Origin of the sequence: Gordonia sp. 135 (genome assembly GCF_009720185.1) — a bacterium.
Lineage (GTDB): Bacteria > Actinomycetota > Actinomycetes > Mycobacteriales > Mycobacteriaceae > Gordonia > Gordonia alkanivorans.
Genome location: NZ_CP046257.1, coordinates 2,901,355 through 2,923,528, shown reverse-complemented (window position 1 = coordinate 2,923,528; position 22,174 = coordinate 2,901,355). Strand labels below are relative to the sequence as shown.

The window sequence follows — 22,174 nt, the reverse complement described above, 5'->3', positions numbered from 1 at the left end:
TCAGTGCCCCAGGATCTTGCCGAGGAAATCGCGTGCTCGGTCGGTCTTGGGGTCGGTGAAGAAGGTGTCGGGTTCGGCGTCCTCGATGATCGCGCCGTCGGCCATGAAGATCACCCGGTCGGCGGCCTTGCGGGCGAAGCCCATCTCGTGGGTGACCACGAGCATCGTCATGCCCTCTTTGGCCAGGGCGACCATGACGTCGAGGACCTCGTTGACCATCTCGGGGTCGAGCGCCGAGGTCGGCTCGTCGAACAACATGACCTTCGGATCCATGGCGAGGGAGCGGGCGATGGCGACGCGCTGTTGCTGGCCGCCGGACAGCTGGGCGGGGTACTTGTCCTTCTGGCTGGCGATGCCGACCCGCTCGAGCAGTTCCAGCGCCCGCTTGCCGGCGTCGGCCTTGGACTTCTTGCGCACCTTCGTCGGTGCGAGGGTGACGTTCTCGAGGATCGTCTTGTGGGAGAACAGATTGAAGGACTGGAACACCATGCCGACGTCGGCGCGGAGTCGAGCGAGGTCCTTGCCCTCGGCGGGCAGGAGCTGACCCTCGACCCGGATCTCACCCTCGTCGATCGGTTCGAGGCGGTTGATCGTCCGGCAGAGAGTGGACTTGCCCGATCCGGACGGACCGAGGACCACGACCACCTGTCCGGCGGGAACCTCGAGGTCGATGTCCTTGAGGACGTGCAGCGAACCGAAGTGCTTCTGCACCCCGCGCATCGCGATCATCGGCTGGGACCCGGGGTCCGCGGACTTGCTCGGCGAAACGGTCATTGGAGAACCCTAACCAAATTCGTGCCGAGGAGCGGTACCGGTCACGCAACGTCGGCGATTTGCGTCGGCACCGTACCCTGGTAGGAGTGAGTATCGAGTTGTCGGATCGGCCTGACCAGGCTGCATCAGCCCCAGACCCCCTCGGCGATCAAGCACCCCGCAGCTACCAGGTTCGAACCTACGGCTGCCAGATGAACGTCCACGACTCCGAACGCATCTCCGGGCTCCTCGAGGACGCGGGTTATGTGCGTGCCGGCGAGGACGACGACGCCGATCTGGTGGTGTTCAACACGTGTGCCATCCGCGAGAACGCCGACAACAAGCTCTACGGCAACCTGTCGCACCTGGCCCCGGTGAAATCCCAGCGGCCCGGCATGCAGATCGCCGTCGGCGGTTGCCTCGCGCAGAAGGACAAGGACACCGTCATCGCCAAGGCGCCGTGGGTCGACGTCGTGTTCGGCACCCACAACATCGGCTCGCTGCCGGCGCTGCTCGACCGTGCCCGTCACAACGAGGAGGCGCAGGTCGAGATCCTCGACTCCCTGGAGCGCTTCCCGTCGACGCTGCCCGCCAAGCGCGACTCGGCCTACTCCGGTTGGGTGTCGGTGTCGGTGGGCTGCAACAACACTTGCACCTTCTGCATCGTGCCGTCGCTGCGCGGCAAGGAGGTCGACCGCCGACCCGGTGACGTGCTCGCCGAGGTCCGGGCACTCGTCGACCAGGGTGTCGTCGAGGTGACGCTGCTCGGTCAGAACGTCAACGCCTATGGCATGTCCTTCGCCGATCCGGACCAGCCGCGCAACCGCGGCGCCTTCGCCGAACTGCTGCGTGCCTGCGGCGACATCGAAGGACTCGAACGGGTCCGGTTCACCTCGCCGCATCCCGCCGAGTTCACCGACGACGTCATCGAGGCGATGGCCGAGACCCCCAACGTGTGCCCGCAGCTGCACATGCCGCTGCAGTCCGGCTCCGACCGCATCCTGAAGGCGATGCGACGCAGCTACCGCCAGACCAGGTTCCTCGGCATCCTCGACAAGGTCCGCGCGGCGATGCCTCATGCGGCGATCACCACCGACATCATCGTCGGGTTCCCGGGGGAGACCGAGGAGGACTTCCAGGCGACCCTCGACGTCGTGGAACGCGCCCGGTTCTCCAGCGCCTTCACCTTCCAGTACTCGCCGCGCCCGGGAACCCCGGCCGCGACGATGCCCGACCAGGTGCCCGCCGACGTCGTCGGTGAGCGCTACCAGCGACTCATCGCGCTGCAGGAACGAATCTGCCTGTCCGAGAACGAATCCCTGACCGGCACCGAGGTGGAACTGCTCGTCGTCGCCGACGAGGGACGCAAGTCCGCCGAGACCCGGCGGATGACCGGTCGCGCGCGGGACGGACGCCTGGTGCACTTCGCGCCCGGCGACACCGCGGGCATCCGACCCGGCGACGTGATCCACACCGTGGTCACCGCGGCCGCGCCGCACCACCTGATCGCCGACGCCGGGGTGCTCTCGCACCGCCGCACGCGCGCCGGCGACGCCCACGAGCAGAGCCGCACGCCCACGACCGCCCCCGTCGGAGTCGGCCTCGGCCTGCCGACGATTGGTCCCCCCGTACCCACCCCCGCCACCGCCGCTGCACCCGCGTCCGCCGGATGCGGCTCCTGCGGCTAGAGCGCGCGCCACACCAGACCCACTCGTGAGAAGAGGCGATGACATGTCCGAGAACCCGGACCGCACACCCGGCGCTTCCGACCGGGACGCGTTGAAGGAATACGAACAGGACCTGAGGAAGGCCGAGCGCAAGGTCGCCGGTGAGATCGACCCCGGCGCACGCGCGGTGGTCGTGGCCATCGCCGTATTGCTGGCCATGGTGTCGCTGGTCCTGCCGCACACCGGCTCGGTCACCGGCCTCGAGGTGCTGTCCTTCGCGCCGGAGGCCGCAGCCGAACGAGTCACCATCGTGTCGAAGATCTTCGTCTACCTGGTGGCGATCTTCGGCATCGTGGTCTCGATGCTCGCGCTGCTGACCCGCCGGTGGATTCTGGCGTGGATCGCCTTGTGCGGCTGTGCGATCGCCTGCGTGGCCGGAATGCTCGCCTGGTGGTCGCGCAACACCCCCGGCGTCGGTGGCGTGGAGCCTCCGTCGGGTGTGGGCATCGGACTGGTCCTCGGCTGGATCTCGGTCTTCGTCCTGACCTTCCACTGGTCACGCGTGGTGTGGGCGCGCTCGTCCTACCAACTGGCGATGGAGGCCGAGCGTCGCCGCCAGGCTGCCGAGCAGGAAGCCTATGCCTCGGCGCTCTACCACAAGGACCCCGAACAGCCGAAGTAGTCGGCGGCCCGGGGTCCTCGGGTCGTTGTAGCGGGTTCGCTCAGCGGTCGGTGACGGCGCTGTGGGCGGCCTCGGCCCACTCGCGCCACTGCGCGGCCTGCTCGCGCAGCGACGCCGCCTCACGGTCCTTGCCCTTCTCCACAGCCTTGCGGGCCTGCTCCTCGAACTGCGCGGCGCGGTCGGCGAACTGGGCGGCACGCGCCTGGGCCTCCGGGTCGGTGCGCTGCCACTGGGCGTCCTCGGCGTCGCGGATGCGCTTCTCGATCGCTCGTGCGCGTCCCTCCAGCGAGTGCATCTGATCGCGCGGGACCTTGCCGATCTCGTCCCACTTGTCGCGGAACGCCCGGAACTCACGACGCGCCGCGTCGAGGTCGGCGGCCGGGTCGATGGCCTTCTCGGCGGCCTCGAGCAGCGCGATCTTGGCGGTCGCGTTGGCCGCGAACTCGGCGTCGCGTTCGGAGGTCGCGGCGTTGCGGGCGTTGAAGAAGACGTCCTGAGCGGCCTTGAACCGCTGCCAGAGTGCCTCGTCGGTGTCGCGGGGCGCGCGGCCGGCGGCCTTCCACTCACCCAGGAGTTCGCGGAACCTGGCCGAGGTGGGACCCCAGTCGGTCGACGAGGACAGTTCCTCGGCGCGGGCGATCAGCGCTTCCTTGCGTTCCTTGGCCCCGGCGCGCTCGCGGTCGAGCTCGGCGAAGTGGGCACCACGGCGGCGGTTGAAGGCATCGCGTGCCTTCGCGTAGCGCTTCCACAGGGCGTCATCGGACTTGCGATCGATACCCTTGATGGTCTTCCACTCGTCGAGGATCTCGCGGAGTCGATCGCCGGCACCCTTCCAGTTGGTGGCCTCGGCGCCGATCTGTTCGGCCTCGGTGGCAAGGGTCTCCTTGCGGGCGATGGCGGTGGCGCGGGTCTTCTCACGCTCGGCGCGCAGCGACTCGGCGACCTCGTCGGCGGAACCGACGATGGCCTCCAGTCGACGCTGTAGCGCGGCGACATCGCCGATGACGTGGGCGTCGGGCAGGTCGTCGAGCAGGTGCTTGGCGGCTGCCTGGGCCTTGCGCGGGTCACCGGACCGTGCACTGAGACGTTCCTCGAGGATCTCGACCTCGGTGGCGAGGTCGTCGAAGCGGCGCGCGAAGTGGGCCAGACCCTCTTCGACGGTGCCGGCCTGCCACTGGCCGATCTCGCGCTCGCCGTCGGCGGTCTTGAGCCACACCACACCGGAGGAGTCGATGCGACCGTACCGGTGCGGGTCGCCGGCACTGATGTGCGTGATGACGGGTTCGTGCGGACCGGGTCGTGGGCCCGGCTTGGGACGCGGACCGGGTTTGGGGCGGGGCGTCGGGACCGGAGTGCTCGTCTGCGGCGCCTCGGTGGCCGTGGAGGGATCGGTCGGGTGGGTCATCTGCACATGTCCTGCCGCTCAGTGGTGCCGCGCGTCACGGCTGCCGGTCGCTGGGTCGGTTCTCGCGGGGCATCGTAACGCCCCGTCGACAGCCGACAGTACGGATCCATTCAAGCAGTTCAGGCGCGTGCATGTGGCGTGCGCGGCGAGTTGTCGGAATCCGTGTCGGGGTTCGGGCGTCGGTCGCGATGTCTGGTTCGACTAGCGTCGTGGTGTGCTTGCGGCCGTCGTCTTCGTACCGAGTGCCCCGTTGCTGGTACCCGAATTGGCCGGTCCGTCGGCGTTCGACACCGAACCCGTGCGATCGGCGGTGCGGGATGCCCTTGCCGACGCGGCGTCGACCGGGATCGATCGCTGGGTCGTGGTCGGCGCCTCCGACGACCCGGTGACCGGACCGGTGGAGGAGTCGGGGTCGGGCGGTTTCGCCCGGTACGGGGTCGACGTCCGGGTGAGCGTGAGCGATCGGACCGGTCGTCGGATGAGTCTGTCCGCCCTGATCGGAGCCTGGCTGCGTGAGTGGGCGGCGCTGGGACCGACGAGCATGTCGATCGTCGGCCGGGCGACGACGCCCGCCGAGTGCGCGGTCATCGGTGCGGATCTCGGCGCACGGCTGAGGAAGTCGCCGGAGCGGATCGGACTCCTGGTCGTCGGCGACGGCTCGACCGCGCTGACCCCCAAGGCGCCGGGCGGTGGCCGACGGGATTCCGCGGTTGCCCTCAACGACTCGATCGTCGCGGCGATCGCCGCCGCCGACACCGCTGCCCTCCTGGACCTCGACGACGCGCCCTGCGACACGGAGGGAGTCGGCGGCCGGGTCGCATGGCAGGTCGCCGCCGCCGCGGTCGACCACTCCGGTTCCGGCGTCGTCGCGAAGACGAGGTACGCCGAAGCCCCGTTCGGGGTCGGCTACGTCGTCGGCACGTGGACCGTCACCGGTGACCGTTCATGAGCGACCAACCGGCCCTGCGGCCGATCATGGTCGTCGGCCCGACCGCGTGCGGGAAGTCCGACCTCGCCCTCGACCTGGCCGAGCGGCTGGGCGGGGAGATCGTTAACATCGACGCGATGCAGCAGTACCGCGGCATGGACATCGGCACGGCCAAGGTCCCGGTCGCCGAACGCCGCGGCATCCCGCACCACCAGATCGACGTCCTCGACGTGACCGAGGTGGCCACCGTCGCCCGGTACCAGCAGGCCGCGGCCGCCGACGTGGAGCGACTCCTCGCCGCAGGTCGCGTCCCGGTCATCGTCGGCGGTTCGATGATGTACGTCCAGGGGCTGCTCGACAACTGGCAGTTCCCGGCGACCGACCCCGAGGTCCGCGGCCGGTACGAGGAGATGCTCGCCGAACGCGGCGTCGCCGAGATGCACCGGCTGCTGGCGTCGGTCGACCCCGCCGCGGCCGCAACGATTCTCGACACCGACGGCCGGCGCATCGTCCGCGCACTGGAGGTCGTAGAACTGACCGGGCAACCGTTCGCGGCGTCGCAGCCGACGATCGGCGAACCCCGGTGGGGGACCGTGATCCTCGCGCTCGACCGGGAGACCGCCGAACTCGACGACCGGATCGCGCGTCGTACCCGGCTGATGTTCGAGACCGGGCTGCCCGACGAGGTCGAGACCCTGTGCGCCGGCGGACTGCGGGAGGGGCGCACGGCCTCGCAGGCGATCGGCTACAAGCAGGTGCTCGCCGCCCTCGACGGTGAGTACGACATGGCCCAGGCCGAGGAACTCACCTTCATCGGCACCCGCCGGTACGTGCGCAGGCAGCGGTCGTGGTTCCGCCGCGATCACCGCGCCGTCTGGCTCGACGCCGCCGCCCCCGACCTCGCCGACCGCGCCCTCGCCGCCGCCGCTGTCTGAGGTCACCGGCGCCTGACGCTCTGCGCGAGAAGTAGTCTGGTGCGCGTGAGTTCTCATCAGACGGGTCTGCGCTTCGTCAAGGGCCACGGCACCCAGAACGACTTCGTCGTGCTCGCCGATCCGGCCGCCGAGCTGTCGCTCGACGCCGAGATGGTCGCGGCACTGTGCGACCGGCAGCGGGGCATCGGTGCCGACGGTCTGCTGCGCGTGGCGCGCACGGGTGCGCTCGTCGAACGCGGCGTCCTCGACGCACTGCCGGACGGCGTCGCGGCCGACGACTGGTTCATGGACTACCGCAACGGCGACGGCTCGATCGCCGAGATGTGCGGCAACGGCGTCCGGGTCTTCGCCCACTTCGTCCGCGCGACCGGACTCACCGACACCGACACCTTCACCGTGGGCTCGCGTGCCGGAGCCCGGCCCGTGACCATCCACTCCTTCGACGACGTGCACGCCGAGGTCACCGTGGAGATGGGTGTCGCCCGCCTCGACGGCACCTCGGTCGTGCGCATCGGCGACGACATCTATCCGGGTGTCAAGGTCGACGTCGGGAACCCGCACCTGGCGTGCGTGGTCGCCGACCTCACCGCCGACGGCCTCGCGGCTGTCGACTTCACCGCCGGCGTGGTCATCGAGGCCGACGACTTCCCGAACCGGGCCAACGTCGAGCTGCTCACCCCGCCGGTCGAGGACGTCGACGGACGTCTGTACGCGCGGATGCGGGTCTTCGAACGCGGCGTCGGAGAGACGCGTAGCTGCGGAACGGGCCTGGTCGCGGCCACGCGCGCCGCCCTCGACGCGCGCGGACAGGACACCGGCGAGCTGCGCATCGGCATCCCGGGCGGCGAGGTCACCGTGACGATCCGGACCGACGGCTCGACCCTGCGTGGCCCGTCGATGCTGGTCGCCGACGGCGTCCTGCGACCGGGCTGGGACCGCTGAGCCGATAATCACGTGCTCGGCGGGGGCGGGGCGTGAGACCATGGATCCCGTATGACCGAATCATCAGCACAGATCCTGTCCGACGCGGACCTCGACGATCGCCCCGGTGACCCCCACCGCGACGACGATCCGACCGTCGGCGAACTCCAACTCTCCGAGCGTGCGTCACTCCAGCGCGTCGCCGGGCTCTCCACCGAACTCACCGACGTCACCGAGGTCGAGTACCGGCAGCTCCGCCTCGAGAAGGTGGTCCTCGTCGGTGTCTGGACCGAGGGCAGCGCCGCGTCGGCCGAGGCCAACATGGCCGAGCTCGCCGCCCTGGCGGAGACCGCCGGTTCGCAGGTGCTCGACGCGTTGATACAGCGCCGTTCGAAGCCGGACTCGGCGACCTACATCGGTAGCGGCAAGGCCGAGGAACTCCGCGAGATCGTCCTGGCGACCGGGGCCGACACCGTCATCTGCGACGGTGAGCTCACGCCCGCCCAGCTGACCGCGCTGGAGAAGGTCGTCAAGGTCAAGGTCATCGACCGGACCGCCCTGATCCTCGACATCTTCGCCCAGCACGCCACGTCCCGAGAGGGCAAGGCGCAGGTCTCGCTGGCGCAGATGGAATACATGCTCCCGCGCCTGCGTGGTTGGGGTGAGTCGATGTCCCGGCAGGCCGGTGGCCGTGCCGGCAGCAACGGCGGTGTGGGTCTGCGTGGGCCCGGTGAGACCAAGATCGAGACCGACCGCCGGCGCATCCGTGAGCGGATGGCCAAGCTGCGCCGCGAGATCCGCGACATGAAGAAGGCGCGCACCACCAAGCGTGCGGCGCGCAACCGTTCGGCCATCCCGTCGATCACCGTCGCCGGCTACACCAACGCCGGCAAGTCGAGCCTGGTCAACGCGATGACCGGCGCCGGTGTGCTCGTCCAGGACGCGCTGTTCGCGACCCTCGACCCGACGACGCGCCGGGCCACCCTCGACGACGGGCGGGCCGTGGTCTTCACCGACACGGTCGGTTTCGTCCGCCACCTGCCGACCCAGCTCGTCGAGGCGTTCCGGTCGACGCTGGAGGAGGTCGTCGACGCCGATCTGCTCCTGCACGTGGTCGACGGATCGGATCCGTTCCCGATGGAACAGATCTCGGCGGTACGTCAGGTCATCAGCGAGGTCGTCGCCGAGGAGAAGGCGGAGGCGCCGCCGGAACTGCTGGTGATCAACAAGATCGACGCGATCGACGGTAACCGGCTCACCGAGCTGCGCGGCGCGGTCGGCGCCGACGCGGTGTTCGTCTCGGCACGCACCGGCGAGGGACTGCCCGAACTGTTCGACCGGGTCCGCGAGTTCGTGGGCCGCGAAGACGTCGAGCTCACCATCGAGGTGCCGTTCTCCCGCGGCGACATCGTCTCCCGGATCCACAGCGAGGGCGAGGTCCTCACCTCCGAGCACACCGAGTCGGGTACCACCATGAAGGTCCGCGTCCCGGCCGCTTTCGCGGGCGAGATCGCGGACCTCGAGGTCTAGCTGTCAGTCGGCATCCAGGTCGGTTTCGACGAGGGTGACGATCTTGTCGAGCGCCGCCTGGTCCTCGGCGGTCACCACGACCCGGGTGCCCTTCTCGGCGCCGAGCGTCATGATCATCAGCGCGGAACCGGCGTCGACCGGGTCGCCGCCCTCGAGTCCGAGGGTCACGGTGCTGCCGGTGTCGGCGACGGCCTCGGCGATGATCGTGGCCGGCCGGGCGTGCAGGCCGACTGCCGATCCGACGGTGACGGTGGTGCTGGGCATGGTGCCTCCTGTGTTGGCGATTGCTTGTCGGTTGGTGGTTGTGCGTGGCGATGTGGTCGCGCGTCGGGGTCTGGACTTCAGGCTGCCACGGCCTCGAGATCGGCCGCGGCGATCTCGCGGGTCCGGCCGAACTGCTTCGCCGCGATCACCACGACCGCGCTCAGGACGGTGCCGGCGAGCAGGGCCACGAGGAACAGCACCCAGCTGTTCATGGCGAAGAAGACGAAGATGCCGCCGTGCGGGGCGCGGAGCTCGACACCGAATGCCATGATCAGTGCGCCGGAAAGGGCGCCGCCGGCCATCATCGACGGGATGACTCGGAACGGGTCGGCCGCGGCGAACGGGATGGCGCCCTCGGAGATGAACGACGCCCCGAGAAGCCATGCGGCCTTGCCGTTCTCGCGTTCGGGTTCGGTGAACAGGCCGGGACGCAACACCGTTGCGAGCGCCAGGGCGAGCGGCGGGACCATGCCGGCACACATGACGGCGGCCATGATCTGGAACTGTGCGGGACCGGCGGTCGCGGCATCGGCGATACCGGCGGTGGCGAACAGGTAGGCGGTCTTGTTGACCGGGCCGCCGAGGTCGAAGCACATCATCAGACCGAGCACGATGCCCAGGACGACGGCCGATCCGCCGGACATGCTCTCGAGTCCGGAGTTCATCTGCTCGGTCAGCCAGGCGAGCGGCTTGCCGAGAACCAGGTAGAGCAGACCGCCGACGATCAGGCTGCCGAACAACGGGATGACCACGACCGGCATCAGTCCACGGGCCCACTGCGGCACGGGGAGTCGCGAGATCCACAGGCACGCGGCACCGGCGATGAGGCCGCCGATGAGTGCGCCGATGAAGCTCGCGCCGACTGCGAGGGACACGATGCCCGCGACGAAACCGGGTGCGATGCCGGGACGATCGGCGATCGCAAAGGAGATGTACCCGGCCAGGACCGGGACGGCGAGTCCCATCACCCCCGACCCGATCGCGAAACTGACCGCGCCGAGGTACTGGAGGAGACCCCCGGAGGGGAGATCCCAGAGGCTGTTGTTCAGGGCGATGAAGGCGGCGTCGTTGAGGGAACCGCCGGCATCGAGCGTACTGTTGGCGATCTCGTAGCCCGCGAGCAGGAAGCCCAGCGCGATGAGCAGACCGCCCGCCGCGACGAACGGGATCATGTAGCTGACACCGGTCATGAGTGCCTGACGGGTGCGCCCGGCCAGTCCGACGCCGGATGAACCCGCCTCGGCGGACTCGGTGCCGCCGTCGTCGGTCACGCGAGCCGCATCCGGATTCCGTCCGGCCGCAACGGCTTCGGCGATCATCGTGTCGGGTTCGTTGATGGCGCGCTTGACGCCCGAGGCGATCACCGGCTTGCCGTGGAAGCGGCCCTTGCCCTTGACCCCGATGTCGGTGGCGAAGATGACGGCGTCGGCGGACGCGATGACCTCGGGATCGAACGGTGTGGTGGCCGAGGAGCCCTGCGTCTCCACCGCGAAGTCGACCCCGGCCCGTTCGGCAGCGTACTTCAGTGCGTCCGCGGCCATGTAGGTGTGCGCGATCCCGGTGGGGCAGGCGGTGATCGCGAGGATGCGCGGCCGGTTCTCGGAGACCGTCTCGCTGCGCTTCTCGGTGGCGGCCGGGGTCTCCCTCGCCGCCGGGGCTGCCGGGGGAGTGGCGGCCTTCCCGGCGTCGGGATCGATGGCCGCGGTGACCAGTTCGATGACGCGGTCGTCGGTCTCGGCCTCGCGGAGGCTCGCCACGAAGTCGGGGCGGACGAGCGAGCGCGCCAGGGAACTCAGCAGTTTCATGTGCGCGGCCGCACCGCCCTCGGGGGCGGCGATGAGGAAGACGAGATCCGCCGGACCGTCGGGTGCGCCGAAGTCGACCTTGCGGGACAGGCGCGCCATGGCGAGGCTCGCCGACGTCACCGATGCGGTGCGGGCGTGCGGGATCGCGATGCCACCGGGTAGTCCGGTGGCGGACTTGGCCTCTCGCTCGAGTGCCGCCCGGGCCAGGTCGGCGGGATCGGTGGTCCGTCCGGCCGCGGCCAGAGCATCGGCGAGAGTGGTGATGACGGCGGCGGGGTCGGCGCCGGCGTCGACGTCGAGACTCACCGTCTGCGCGGTGATGATCTGCTCGGTCATGGGATGTCCTTCGGCAATGTGGGTCGGGGGTTTGTGGGGGTCCTGTGGGCGCGGGATCGGCTTCATCTCATCGGCCGGCCCCGGAGAGTTCCGTGATCGTGACCCCGGACAGGTCGAGATGATCGGGAGTGGGGGAGGCGGTGCCGGCGAGCGCGGCGGCCGCCGAACCGTAGGCGACGGCGGAGCGGAGACATTCCGGAGCCGACGCACCGCGCGTCTGGGCGATGAGGAAGCCGGCCAGGGACGAGTCGCCCGCGCCGACGGTGCTGCGCGGGACGATCGGCGGTGGGGTCGCGCACCAAGTGCCCGCAGCGGTGACGAGGACGGCGCCCCGCGCCCCCAGCGTCGCCAGGACGCTGCCGCCGATCTGCTCGACAAGGGCCTGCGAGGCGGTCACGACCGGCCGGAGATCGTTGCGCGACAGGGAATCACGGAGCTCGGCGGCATCGGCGCCGGTGAGTTCGGCGAGTTCGTCCTCGTTGGGTTTGATCAGGTCGACACGTCCTGCCGCGGCTGCGCGCAACGGTGCTCCCGAGGTGTCCACGGCCACGCGGCATCCGGCGGTGACCAGCGCGTCGGCGACCGTCCGGTACCAGTCCTCCGGCACGCCGGGTGGAAGTGATCCACACAGCGTGACCCACTCCGCGCCGTTCGCGTGGGTGCGGATCAGAGTGGACAGCGACTCGAGCTGAGCTGCTGTCAGGGTCACGCCCGGGGCGTTGATCTTCGTGGTGGTGCCGTCGGATTCGGCGATGGTGACGTTGGAACGGACCTCGCCGTCGACGGGGACGGCGTCGTAGGGGAGTCCGAGGTCGTCGAGCGCGGCGAGCAGGGGGTCGCCGGTGCGAGCGGGCAGCAGGGCCCGTGTCGAGAGACCGGCGGCGGCGACGGTGCGGGCGACGTTGACGCCCTTGCCGCCCGGTTCGGCGCGGACGACGCCGGCCCGCTGGACCTCGCCGCGTCGCAGCGGGGTGGCGAGTTCGAGGGTGCGGTCGACGCTGGGATTGGCGGTGACGGTGAGGATCACGCGATCACGACCTCGACGCCGCGGGACGATAGTGCGGCCGAGAACTGCGGATCGATGCCGGAATCGGTGATGAGAACGTCGATGTCGTCGATGCCGGCGAAACCGGACAGCTCCTCGCGCTCCATCTTCGAACTGTCGGCGAGGACGACGACGCGGCGGGCTGCGGCGACCATCGCCGCCTTCACCGCCGCCTCGTCGGGATCGGGGGTGGACAGACCGTGCGCCTCGCTCAGGCCGTTGGTGCCGATGAACGCGGTCGTCACGCGGAGTCGGCCGAGCGCGGCGACCGTTTCGGCGCCGACTGTCGCCTGCGTGAGTCCGCGGACGCGACCGCCGAGGGAGTGGAGACCGTCGGCATGGCGTCCGGCGAGCAGCCCGGCGATCGGGAGGCTGTTGGTGATCAGTGTGAGATCGCGGTCGCGCGGCATGGCCTCGGCGGCCCGGAAGGTGGTGGTGCCGGCGTCGAAGAGCACCGATCCGCCGTCGGGCGGGAGGAAACGAAGCGCGGCACGACCGATCGCGGCCTTCTCCTCGGTCTGTTCCGTCTCGCGCTCGTCGATGCCGAGTTCACCGATCACGCGCAGGACCTCGGGGCGGACGGCACCGCCGTGGACTCGCTGCAGGTGCCCGGCACGTTCGAGCACCGCGAGGTCGCGGCGGACCGTCTCACTGGTCACGTCGAACTTCGCGGCGAGCTCGGCGACCGAGGCGCGTCCTGCGACGCGTACCTCCTCGGCGATGGCCTGCTGTCTCTCCTCGGCGTACACACCGGCTCCGTTCTGATCGTTCCCGTGGCGCTGATCGGGCCGTCCAATGTGGGAACATGTGGCTTTGCGTGTTGTAGTAATTGTGTTTACGCCTGTTTATGTTGACAAGTCAAGAAGAATTTGTAACCGTGGTCACATGACGCAGATTCTGACGGGGACGCCGGTTGTCGGTGGTGTGGCTCTCGGGCCCGCACTCTGGCCGGGACGCCGACCCGACCACTCCGCAGAGGCACTGGGCGCAGGCGTCGAGATCGCCGAGGACCGTCGCGCCGACGAGGCCGAACGGTTCACCGCCGCGGCGGCCGCGGTCGCCTCGCGCCTACGTGAGCGTGCATCGCAGAACACCGGCGTCGCCGCCGAGGTGCTCACCGCAACGGCCGGACTCGCGGAGGACCGCGGCTGGATCGGTGCCGCCTCGGGTCTGATCGCCAAGGGCGCCTCGGCGCCGTCGGCCGCCGTCGCCGCCACCGAACAGTTCGCCGCCGTGTTCACCAAGCTCGGTGGGCTCATGGCCGAGCGCGTCACCGATCTCAACGACGTCCGCGACCGCGTCCTCGCCGAACTCCTGGGCCTGCCCGAGCCCGGCGTGCCCACGCCGGACGTGCCCTCGGTCCTCCTCGCCGACGACCTCGCGCCCGCCGACACCGCGGGGCTCGATCCCGCCACCACCATCGCGCTGGTCACCCGCCTGGGCGGGCCCACCAGCCACACCGCGATCATCGCCCGGCAGCTCGGCATCCCGTGTGTCGTCGCGGTCCCCGGTCTCGCCGGGATCGACTCGGGCACGGTGATACTCGTGGACGGCACGACAGGCGAGATCGTCGTGCAACCCGACAACGCCGCCGCGCGGGCCCGTGTCGACGAGTACACGCGTCAGGCCGCACGGGTCGCCGGCTGGTCGGGCCCGGGTCGCACCGCCGACGGTGTGGAGGTGGCGATCCTGGCCAACGTCGCCGACGGATCGTCGGCCCGTGCGGCCACCGATCATCCGGTGGAGGGCGTCGGACTGTTCCGCACCGAACTGGCCTTCCTCGAACGCGCCGACGAGCCGTCGGTGGAGGAACAGGCGGACATCTATCGCGAGGTGCTCGACGCGTTCGGCGGCCGCAAGGTCGTCATCCGTACGCTCGACGCCGGCTCGGACAAGCCGCTGCGCTTCGTGCACCAGCCCGAGGAGGCCAACCCGGCGCTCGGTGTGCGCGGCGACCGGATCGCCTTGGCACACCCCGAGATCCGTGCCCATCAGCTCGACGCGATCACACGCGCCGCCGAGGGTTCCGAGACGAGCCCCTGGGTCATGGCGCCGATGATCGCCTCACCGGCCGAGGCGGCCGCCTTCGCCGCTCAGGTACGGGAACGCGGACTGGTCGCCGGGGTGATGATCGAGGTCCCCGCCGCCGCGATCCTCGCGCCGGCGATCCTGGCCGAGGTCGACTTCGTCTCGATCGGCACCAACGACCTCACGCAGTACACGATGGCCGCCGACCGGATGTCGGCCGATCTCGCATCGCTGACCGATCCGTGGCAGCCGGCGGTCCTGCACCTCATCGCGACGGTCGCGCGGGCCGGACGGGATCAGGGGAAACCGGTGGGCGTGTGCGGCGAGGCCGCGGCGGACCCGATCCTCGCCTGTGTGCTCGTCGGGTTGGGTGTCACCTCGCTGTCGAGTGCTCCGGTGGCGGCCGCCGCGGTCGGTGCCCGCCTCGGCGGCGTCTCACGGTCGACCTGCGAAAACGCGGCGACAGCCGCGCTCGCCACCACCGATCCGGCTGCGGCGCGCGAGGCTGCCGCCGCGGTTCTCGAGAACGAAGAGGTCAGATACGCCGCATCACGGTGACGACCTTGCCGAGGATCACGGCCTCGTCGCCCGGGATCGGGTCGAACAGCTCGTTGTGCGGCATCAGCCAGACATGACCCTTCTGGCGTTTGAAGGTCTTGACCGTGGCCTCGCCGTCGATCATCGCGGCCACGATGTCGCCGTTGTCGGCCACGTTCTGCTGGCGGACGACCACCCAGTCGCCGTCGCAGATCGCGGCGTCGATCATCGACTCACCGACGACCTTCAGCAGGAACAGCGAACCCTCGCCGACGAGCTCGCGGGGGAGCGGGAAGACGTCCTCGACGGCTTCTTCCGCGAGGATCGGGCCGCCTGCGGCGATCCGGCCGAGCACCGGCACGAAGGTGGGCTCGGGTAGCGCACCACCGGTCGGTGAGGTGGGCGTCGGCGGCTCGCTCGGTGCGATGTTGACCGCTCGCGGACGATTCGCGTCGCGCTTGAGGAGGCCCTTGCGTTCGAGCGTCCGCAGTTGGTGGGCGACGGAGGAGGTCGACGTGAGACCCACCTCGTCACCGATCTCGCGGATGCTCGGCGGGTAACCGCGCTCGCGCACGGATTTGCGGATCACCTCGAGAACTCCGCGCTGCCGCGGCGTCAGCGAGGCCTCGGCCGCCGCCATGTCTGCCGGGGCGACGGGCTCGTCGGCGCCCCGCGCTCCGGTGCGCTTACCGCCGTCATCGCTCATGATCGGGTTCCTCTCGATTCCGAACGTGCTGGTAGATCGCTTGTCTGACGACGACCCTAGCCGAGAATGCCGACCGCATCAAACATTTGTTCGACGTGTTGCGAGACAAGTGTCGGAGTGCCGTGCTACAAATCGAACATCAGTTCATCGAACAGATGATCGACAATCGAACAGTTCGAACGCCGACGACGCAGTCGGAGCACGGACAAGCGTTCGACCGGAAACACGGAGGGCATCATGCGCACCGCCACTCTCATCGACCCCGACCGCTCCACCGATTCGGTCCGTGGTGACGTCCTGGAGCGTCCGCGCCCGATGCGCCGCGGCGACGGCCGCCGGCCCGTCGACGGGCGTCCGGTGCCGGAGTCGGCGGTCCGGGTCCGCCGGGTCGCCTCCACCCGGTGCGCCTCGCCGGTCGGTATGCGGGGTCGTGCACCGGTCGTACCCGTCTCGCGTGTTGCGCATACCGCGCCCTCGGCCGTCATCCGGCGGCGTCGGCGCACGGCGACGGCAATTCTCGCCGGCGTCGGGCTCGCTCTGGCCGTGTGGGTCATCGCGGTCGTCGGTCAGAACTACGCCGCGACGGTCACACCTTCTTCGGTCGGCACCGAGGTCGTACACGTGCGGTCGGGCGACTCGCTGAGCACCATCGCATCGCGCGTCGCCCCCGAGATGCCGCGTGAGGCGGTCGTCGACGAGATCATCCAGCTGAACGACCTCCCGTCGAGCGGGCTGCGCGTCGGTCAGCCGCTGCTCGCCCCCCGGTACCACTGAGCACGGGCGGTATCCTCGATGTCACAGGGACCGGCCGACTACCGGCCTGGCATGCGGCGCGGCTGCACCAGAGTGTCCCGTGACCTGCGTGAGGATACGATGCGCTGCCCCTTCTGCAAGAACGACGACACCAAGGTCATCGACTCGCGTGTCGCTGATGAGGGGCAGGCCATCCGGCGCCGCCGCTCCTGCGTGGAGTGCGGGCGACGCTTCTCGACCGTGGAGAGCGCGGTGCTCGCGGTGGTCAAACGCAACGGCGTCACCGAACCGTTCAGTCGCGAGAAGGTGATGAGGGGCGTCCGGCGCGCATGCCAGGGACGCCACGTCGCCGAGGACGCATTGGCGCAGCTCGCCCAGCAGGTCGAGGACACCGTACGTGCCAGTGGATCGGCCGAGATCCCCAGCAACGAGGTCGGTCTCGCGATCCTCAAGCCGCTGCGCGACCTCGACGAGGTCGCCTACCTGCGGTTCGCGTCGGTCTATCGCTCGTTCGACTCCGTCGAGGACTTCCAGCGCGAGATCGACGACCTCCGAGCCGCCTCAGCCGAGTCGGTCAAGAGTTCGTAGGACCCGCTTCTCCGACACCGGGTACGCGGTGCCGAGCCGTTCGGCGAACAATCCCACCCGCAGCTCCTCGACGAGCCACTGGGCCTCGTCGTTGACGTGCGCCTTCCGGTGGTCGGGCACCTGAGTCAGTCGTTGCGCCCACCGCTCGGTCACCCGGTCGACGACGGCTACTCCGGCCTGATCCCGGGCCGCCGATGCAGGGAGCGCCGACAGGCGGGCCTCGGCGGCCGCGAGGTAGCGCGGCACATTCTCCAGATGTCGTCGTGCGGTGGCGGCGACGAATCCGTCGAAGACGAGATTGTCCAGCTGTTCGGCGACGTCATCGGCCGCGAGTGAACCGGCATGTCGGTCGATCGCGGCACGGACCGGTGCCACCCAACCGAGGGATTCGACGGCGAGAGAGAAGTAGTCCGGTGCCGACTCGGTGATCCGTGGACGCAACTTCTCGGTGAGCACGCGGAATGTCTCGGGAGAGCGCACCGCCGACAGGGTGCCGGCGTCGAGGCCCGCCACGACATCGCGGATGGCGCGACGTGTGCAGTCGGCCAGCAACGCATCGAGATCCGGGTAGGGGCTCTGGCTCAGCGCGAGTCGACCCGCGGCCCCGAGGGAACCGGCCACGCGGCGGTGCAGGGGCGGGATCGCCAGGTCGAGGAGCGCGACGATTCCTCTCGCCGCCAATCGATCACGGGTCTGCTCCGACGCGGCGTCGATCACGACCACCCCGCGCGTGCGTCCGGCGTCGTCGGTGATCGCGTCGATGGTCGGGTAACGGGTGAGGCGTTGTCCGGCGATGTCGACGGTCCGCTGTGCGGCGAGAGTGCCGATGCCCTCGTCGGTCCAGGCGCGATACAGGGTGCGCTTCACCGTCTTCGACGCTGCCGGGGTGGCCGCGCGCTGCAGTTCGGCGATGGAATCGGCTCGCGCGGTGATCTCCCCGGCGTCGTCGGCGACCGCGAAATGCATCCGTAGGTGGGCCGGAATCCGGTCGACGTCGAAATCGCCTGCGGTGACCGTCATCTGCGTGATCGTGGTGAGCTCGCGAGCGAGCCCGACCGTGAGCGGCTCGCTCCGTGGGGTGAGGCGGGCCAGTGCCAGTTCGGCGAAACGCTGTGCCGGCGACATCGACTTGCGTAGCTGCTTCGGCAACGACTTCACCAGTGCGGTGGCCAGTTCCGTCCGCATGCCGGGCACCGACCAGTCGAAACCCGCCGGGCGCACGTGGGGGAGCAGTGCGCGCGGGATGATCACGGTGACACCGTCATCGGGGGCGCCGGGCTCGAACCGGTAGCGGAGTTCGAGTCGGGTGTCGCCCTGCTGCCAGGCGCCCGGATAGTCGGTGGGGGCGGCTTCGGTACTCGCCGCGACGTCCTCCGGCTTGAGATCGAGCAGAGCCGCATCGGAGCGTCGGGCCTTCTTCCACCACGTGTCGAAGTGCCGTGCGGAGGTGACCTCGGCGCCCACCCTCTTGTCGTAGAACTCGAACAGCTGGTCCTCGGTGATCACTAGTCCGCGTGTGCGCATACGGTTCTCGACGTCGGAGGCGGCCTCGAGCAGTGCGCGGTTGCGTTCGAAGAACGGGTGCTGCGTACGCCAGTCGCCCTCGACGAGGGCATGGCGGATGAACAGTTCGCGTGAGACGACCGGGTCGATGGGGCCGTAGTCGACACGACGACGCGCGACGAGGGTGACCCCGTAGAGGGTGACCCGCTCGTAGGCCATCGCGGCACCGCGCTTGGACGACCAGTGCGGTTCGCTGTGCGTGCGCTTGACCAGATCGCCGGCCAGCTTCTCCGCCCACAGCGGGTCGATGCCGGCGACCGTGTGCGCGAACAGTCGCGAGGTCTCGAGGACCTCGGCGGCCATGATGAACGGCGGCGGCTTCTTGGCGAGCGGGGACGCCGGGAAGATCATCAGCGTCGTGTTGCGCGCCCCGGTGAACTCGCGGCCCTCGGTGTTGCGGGCGGCGATGTTGGACAGCAGTCCTGACAGGATCGCGCGATGGACGGCGTCGGCGTCGACCTCGGGCAGGTCGGAACCGGCCGGACTCACCGGCCAGTCGAGGTCCTTGACGATCTCGGTGAGCTGGCGATGCAGGTCCCGCCATTCCCGGATTCGCAGGAAGTGCAGGAACTCCCGTTCGCACATCCGACGGAACTTGCTGCTGGACAACTCCTTGCGCTGTTCGTCGAGGTAGCGCCACAGCTCGACGTAGGACAGGAAGTCCGACTGCGGCACGACGAAGCGCCGGTGCGAGGCGTCGGCGGCCTCGCGATGTTCGGCCGGACGCTCGCGGGGGTCGGGCAGGGACATCGCGGAGGCGATGACCAGCAGGTGGTCGAGGCAGCCGAGTTCGCGACCCGCGATCAGCATCCGTGCGATCCGCGGATCCACCGGGATCCGGGACATCGAGCGCCCGACGGGGGTGAGGCGCGGCGGGCCGCCCTCACGGCTCACGGTGATCGCCCCGAGTTCGGTGAGCACACCCATGCCGTCGCGGATGGCGCGCTCGTCGGGCGGCTGCACGAACGGGAAGTCCGCGATCTCACCGAGTTTCAGCGAGGTCATCTGGAGGATGACGGCGGCGAGGTTGGTACGCAGGATCTCCGGGTCGGTGAACGCGGGCCGGGCGTCGAAGTCGTTCTCGCTGTAGAGCCGAATGCACACACCGGGGGCGACGCGACCGCACCGCCCGGCGCGCTGGCGGGCGCTGGCCTGCGAAACCGGTTCGATGGGAAGGCGATTGACCTTGGTGCGGGTCGAGTACCGGCTGATACGAGCGGTGCCGGTGTCGATGACGTAGCGGATGCCGGGGACAGTCACCGACGTCTCGGCGACGTTGGTGGCCAGCACGATGCGGCGACCGTTCGACGGGGCGAAGACCTTCTGCTGGTCGGCGATCGACAACCGCGCGAACAGCGGGACGATCTCCGCGCCGCCGTTGCGGCCCGTTCCCGTCCGGCGCTTCAACGCATCCGCGGTCTCGCGGATGTCGCGTTCGGTGGGGAGGAAGACCAGGATGTCGCCGCGGCCGCCGGCCCACAGTTCGTCGATCGCGGCGTCGATGCCCTGGATCTGGTCGAGGTCGGCGTGTTCGCCGCCGCCGGTGTCGTCGCCGCTGTCGGGGCGCTCCTGCAGACTCAACGGCCGGTAACGGACCTCGACGGGGTAGGTGCGACCCGACACCTCGATGACCGGGACCGACATCTCGGGTGTGCTGAAATGCCGTGCGAAGCGGGCGGGTTCGATCGTCGCCGAGGTGATGATCACCTTCAGGTCCGGTCGTTGCGGTAGCAGCCGTCGCAGATAGCCGAGGATGAAATCGATGTTGAGGCTGCGCTCGTGGGCCTCGTCGATGATGAGGGTGTCGTAGCGCCGCAGCATCGGATCGGTGGCGATCTCGCGGAGCAGGATGCCGTCGGTCATCACGCGGATCAGGGTGTCGGCGCCCGAGCGGTCGGTGAACCGGACCGAATAGCCGACCGCGTCACCGAGTTCGGTGTCGGTCTCGTCGGCGATGCGCTTGGCCACCGAGCTCGCCGCGATACGACGCGGCTGCGTGTGGCCGATGGTGCCGCGGATGCCCCGGCCGAGTTCGAGGCAGATCTTCGGCAGCTGCGTGGTCTTGCCGGAACCGGTCTCACCGGCCACGACCACGACCTGGTGGTCCCGGATCGCGGCGGCGATCTCCTCGCGGGCGGCCGAGACGGGGAGTTCGTCGGGGAAGCGCAGCACCGGCACCGTGGCCCGGCGACGGTCGAGGCGGTGCCGGGCCTTCTCGACGTCGGCGACGAGCTGTTCCCATCTGTGCGGATCGGGGGTGCGGCCGAGTTTGTCGACCCGGCGGCGCAGACGGTGGGCGTCGACGATCGCGACCGCGTCGAGCGACCGCAGCAGTTCGGAACGGGAGATGCCGGGCTGAGGATCTCGCGGGGCTGGATCTGAGGACTCGACCGACATGATGACTCCAGGATATGGGTCGATGCCGGGGGCGCTCACCTCGCCCGGCATCATGGTGGGCATGTCTGAAACTTCTGGTGCTCTGTGGCACGGCTTCGCCGACATGGGTGCGGTGACCGCGAGTGGCCCCTTCGTCGTGACCAAGGGTGAGGGGACCCGTATCTGGGACCGCGAGGGCAAGGAATACATCGACGCGACCGCCGGTCTGTGGTTCACCAACGTGGGCCACGGGCGTACCGAGATCGCCGACGCGGTGTCGCGTCAGCTCGGCACCATCGCGCACTACTCCAACTTCGGGGACATCGCGAGCGACGTCACGCTGCAGCTCGCCGACGAGCTCGCCGCGATCGCGCCGGTGCCCGGGTCGAAGATCTTCTTCACCTCGGGCGGCAGCGACTCGATCGACACCGCGGTCAAGCTGGCCCGCCGCTACTGGGTGGAGCAGGGCAAGCCCGCCAAGCGCGTCGTCATCAGCCGCACCAAGGCCTATCACGGCATGCACGCCGCCGGTACGTCGCTGGCGGGCATCCCGCTCAACCACGACGGCTACGGCGAACTCATGCACGACGTGCAGAACGTCGACTGGGATGACGCGAAGAGCCTGCTCGGTCTGATCGAGCGGGTCGGCGCCGAGAACATCGCCGCGTTCTTCTGCGAGCCGATCATCGGCGCCGGTGGCATCTACCTGCCGCCGGCCGGATACCTGGACGAGGTCCGTGCGATCTGCCGGGACCACGACATCCTGTTCGTCGTCGACGAGGTCGTCACCGGCTTCGGCCGTATCGCCGGCAACTCGTGGTTCGCCTCGGCACGTTTCGACCTGCAGCCGGACATGATCACCACCGCCAAGGGGCTCACCTCGGGCTACGTGCCGATGGGTGCGGTCTTCATCGCGCCGCGCCTCGCCGAACCGTTCTTCGCCGGCGGCGTCTGGTGGCGCCACGGCTACACCTACGGCGGTCATGCCGCGGCCGCGGCCGCCGCACTGGCCAACCTCGAGATCATCCGCCGGGAGAACCTGCTCGCGGAGGCCACCCGACTCGAGGGCGACCTTGCGGCGGCCCTGTCCCCGCTGGCCGACCTCGACGCGGTGGCCGAGGTGCGCACCGGGCTCGGTGCGGTCACCGCGGTGCAGCTCGCCGATCCGGCGACGGCGCCGGCCACGGTGGTGAAGCTGCGTGAGCACGGCGTCAGCACACGCGCCGCCGGGCAGGGTGCGCTGCAGATCTCGCCCTCGTTCGTCATGACGACCGACGAGGTCGGCGAGATGGCCGACCGCATCCGTGCCGCGCTGAGCTGACGGCCCGAACACTGTCGAACACCACGAAGCC

18 protein-coding genes are annotated in these 22,174 nt (G+C 69.7%); 10 read left to right on the top strand and 8 right to left on the bottom strand.

All coding sequences use genetic code 11. The features are described from left to right. Window positions 1-729, bottom strand: a complete 729-nt coding sequence (locus GKZ92_RS13155) for an amino acid ABC transporter ATP-binding protein (protein WP_196222048.1) — start codon at window positions 727-729, stop codon at window positions 1-3. Between the two features lie 143 nt (window positions 730-872). On the opposite strand from GKZ92_RS13155, the gene miaB reads away from it, so the two are divergent. Together miaB and GKZ92_RS13145 are read left to right on the top strand one after the other, a co-directional pair. Next, on the top strand, window positions 873-2,441 hold the full coding sequence (miaB, locus tag GKZ92_RS13150) for a tRNA (N6-isopentenyl adenosine(37)-C2)-methylthiotransferase MiaB (RefSeq protein WP_196222047.1): 1,569 nt from the start codon (window positions 873-875) through the stop codon (window positions 2,439-2,441). Window positions 2,442-2,484: 43 nt separating this feature from the next. Then, window positions 2,485-3,102, top strand: coding sequence for an Rv2732c family membrane protein (locus tag GKZ92_RS13145; RefSeq protein WP_006359523.1), 618 nt, complete (start codon window positions 2,485-2,487; stop codon window positions 3,100-3,102). Between the two features lie 40 nt (window positions 3,103-3,142). Here GKZ92_RS13145 and GKZ92_RS13140 read toward each other — a convergent pair whose 3' ends face one another. Next, window positions 3,143-4,507 carry a DUF349 domain-containing protein gene (locus GKZ92_RS13140; RefSeq protein ID WP_196222004.1) on the bottom strand — a complete coding sequence of 455 codons (1,365 nt, stop codon included), beginning with the start codon at window positions 4,505-4,507 and terminating at the stop codon, window positions 3,143-3,145. A 214-nt stretch (window positions 4,508-4,721) separates the two neighbouring features. On the opposite strand from GKZ92_RS13140, the gene GKZ92_RS13135 reads away from it, so the two are divergent. The 4 genes from GKZ92_RS13135 to hflX are packed head-to-tail and all read left to right on the top strand — an operon-like array spanning window position 4,722 to window position 8,821. Further along, window positions 4,722-5,456 carry a hypothetical protein gene (locus tag GKZ92_RS13135; protein WP_006359521.1) on the top strand — a complete coding sequence of 245 codons (735 nt, stop codon included), beginning with the start codon at window positions 4,722-4,724 and terminating at the stop codon, window positions 5,454-5,456. After that, window positions 5,453-6,370: a tRNA (adenosine(37)-N6)-dimethylallyltransferase MiaA gene (miaA, locus tag GKZ92_RS13130; RefSeq protein ID WP_006359520.1), complete on the top strand. Its 918-nt coding sequence runs from the start codon at window positions 5,453-5,455 to the stop codon at window positions 6,368-6,370. The genes GKZ92_RS13135 and miaA overlap by 4 nt, the downstream gene beginning before the upstream one ends. A gap of 39 nt (window positions 6,371-6,409) precedes the next feature. Then, window positions 6,410-7,312: a diaminopimelate epimerase gene (gene dapF, locus GKZ92_RS13125; protein ID WP_035754133.1), complete on the top strand. Its 903-nt coding sequence runs from the start codon at window positions 6,410-6,412 to the stop codon at window positions 7,310-7,312. 51 nt (window positions 7,313-7,363) lie between these two features. Further along, a complete protein-coding gene (gene hflX, locus GKZ92_RS13120) occupies window positions 7,364-8,821 on the top strand; it encodes a GTPase HflX (protein ID WP_006359518.1) in 1,458 nt (485 codons plus the stop codon). Between the two features lie 3 nt (window positions 8,822-8,824). Here the strand turns inward: hflX and GKZ92_RS13115 are convergent, their stop codons facing one another. The 4 genes from GKZ92_RS13115 to GKZ92_RS13100 form a co-directional block, all read right to left on the bottom strand. After that, on the bottom strand, window positions 8,825-9,085 hold the full coding sequence (locus tag GKZ92_RS13115; RefSeq protein ID WP_006359517.1) for an HPr family phosphocarrier protein: 261 nt from the start codon (window positions 9,083-9,085) through the stop codon (window positions 8,825-8,827). 77 nt (window positions 9,086-9,162) lie between these two features. After that, entirely contained in the window at window positions 9,163-11,226 is a 2,064-nt protein-coding gene (locus tag GKZ92_RS13110) for a PTS fructose transporter subunit IIABC (protein ID WP_006359516.1), read from the bottom strand. 67 nt (window positions 11,227-11,293) lie between these two features. Beyond that, window positions 11,294-12,253: a 1-phosphofructokinase gene (gene pfkB, locus GKZ92_RS13105; RefSeq protein ID WP_155225343.1), complete on the bottom strand. Its 960-nt coding sequence runs from the start codon at window positions 12,251-12,253 to the stop codon at window positions 11,294-11,296. Then, a complete protein-coding gene (locus GKZ92_RS13100) occupies window positions 12,250-13,020 on the bottom strand; it encodes a DeoR/GlpR family DNA-binding transcription regulator (protein WP_155225342.1) in 771 nt (256 codons plus the stop codon). Before GKZ92_RS13100 ends, pfkB begins: the two co-directional genes overlap by 4 nt. A gap of 136 nt (window positions 13,021-13,156) precedes the next feature. On the opposite strand from GKZ92_RS13100, the gene GKZ92_RS13095 reads away from it, so the two are divergent. Beyond that, on the top strand, window positions 13,157-14,857 hold the full coding sequence (locus tag GKZ92_RS13095; RefSeq protein ID WP_155225341.1) for a putative PEP-binding protein: 1,701 nt from the start codon (window positions 13,157-13,159) through the stop codon (window positions 14,855-14,857). On the opposite strand, the gene lexA is transcribed toward GKZ92_RS13095, so the two are convergent. Then, window positions 14,835-15,542 (bottom strand): transcriptional repressor LexA, encoded by a 708-nt coding sequence (gene lexA / locus GKZ92_RS13090; protein WP_006359512.1) that lies wholly within the window; start codon window positions 15,540-15,542, stop codon window positions 14,835-14,837. The two genes, GKZ92_RS13095 and lexA, sit on opposite strands and share 23 nt — an antisense overlap. Window positions 15,543-15,779: 237 nt before the next feature. On the opposite strand from lexA, the gene GKZ92_RS13085 reads away from it, so the two are divergent. Continuing rightward, window positions 15,780-16,316, top strand: a complete 537-nt coding sequence (locus GKZ92_RS13085) for a LysM peptidoglycan-binding domain-containing protein (RefSeq protein WP_006359511.1) — start codon at window positions 15,780-15,782, stop codon at window positions 16,314-16,316. 99 nt (window positions 16,317-16,415) lie between these two features. Further along, window positions 16,416-16,883, top strand: coding sequence for a transcriptional regulator NrdR (gene nrdR / locus GKZ92_RS13080; protein ID WP_035754175.1), 468 nt, complete (start codon window positions 16,416-16,418; stop codon window positions 16,881-16,883). On the opposite strand, the gene hrpA is transcribed toward nrdR, so the two are convergent. Next, the gene (gene hrpA, locus GKZ92_RS13075; RefSeq protein ID WP_042375780.1) at window positions 16,857-20,843 is read right to left on the bottom strand and encodes an ATP-dependent RNA helicase HrpA; all 3,987 of its coding nucleotides are present in this window, start codon (window positions 20,841-20,843) and stop codon (window positions 16,857-16,859) included. The two genes, nrdR and hrpA, sit on opposite strands and share 27 nt — an antisense overlap. 22 nt (window positions 20,844-20,865) lie before the next feature. On the opposite strand from hrpA, the gene GKZ92_RS13070 reads away from it, so the two are divergent. Beyond that, a complete protein-coding gene (locus GKZ92_RS13070) occupies window positions 20,866-22,143 on the top strand; it encodes an aminotransferase family protein (protein ID WP_006359508.1) in 1,278 nt (425 codons plus the stop codon). The last annotated feature ends 31 nt before the right edge of the window (window positions 22,144-22,174 follow it).

Bases quoted from the DNA above. Each gene is read 5' to 3' on its own strand.
- GKZ92_RS13155 (WP_196222048.1), bottom strand. From the start codon at position 729: ATGATCGCGATGCGCGGGGTGCAGAAGCACTTCGGTTCGCTGCACGTC.
- GKZ92_RS13145 (WP_006359523.1), top strand. From the start codon at position 2,485: ATGTCCGAGAACCCGGACCGCACACCCGGCGCTTCCGACCGGGACGCG.
- GKZ92_RS13140 (WP_196222004.1), bottom strand. From the start codon at position 4,507: ATGACCCACCCGACCGATCCCTCCACGGCCACCGAGGCGCCGCAGACG.
- miaA (WP_006359520.1), top strand. From the start codon at position 5,453: ATGAGCGACCAACCGGCCCTGCGGCCGATCATGGTCGTCGGCCCGACC.
- hflX (WP_006359518.1), top strand. From the start codon at position 7,364: ATGACCGAATCATCAGCACAGATCCTGTCCGACGCGGACCTCGACGAT.
- GKZ92_RS13115 (WP_006359517.1), bottom strand. From the start codon at position 9,085: ATGCCCAGCACCACCGTCACCGTCGGATCGGCAGTCGGCCTGCACGCC.
- GKZ92_RS13110 (WP_006359516.1), bottom strand. From the start codon at position 11,226: ATGACCGAGCAGATCATCACCGCGCAGACGGTGAGTCTCGACGTCGAC.
- GKZ92_RS13095 (WP_155225341.1), top strand. From the start codon at position 13,157: ATGACGCAGATTCTGACGGGGACGCCGGTTGTCGGTGGTGTGGCTCTC.
- lexA (WP_006359512.1), bottom strand. From the start codon at position 15,542: ATGAGCGATGACGGCGGTAAGCGCACCGGAGCGCGGGGCGCCGACGAG.
- GKZ92_RS13085 (WP_006359511.1), top strand. From the start codon at position 15,780: ATGCGCACCGCCACTCTCATCGACCCCGACCGCTCCACCGATTCGGTC.
- nrdR (WP_035754175.1), top strand. From the start codon at position 16,416: ATGCGCTGCCCCTTCTGCAAGAACGACGACACCAAGGTCATCGACTCG.
- hrpA (WP_042375780.1), bottom strand. From the start codon at position 20,843: ATGTCGGTCGAGTCCTCAGATCCAGCCCCGCGAGATCCTCAGCCCGGC.
- GKZ92_RS13070 (WP_006359508.1), top strand. From the start codon at position 20,866: ATGCCGGGGGCGCTCACCTCGCCCGGCATCATGGTGGGCATGTCTGAA.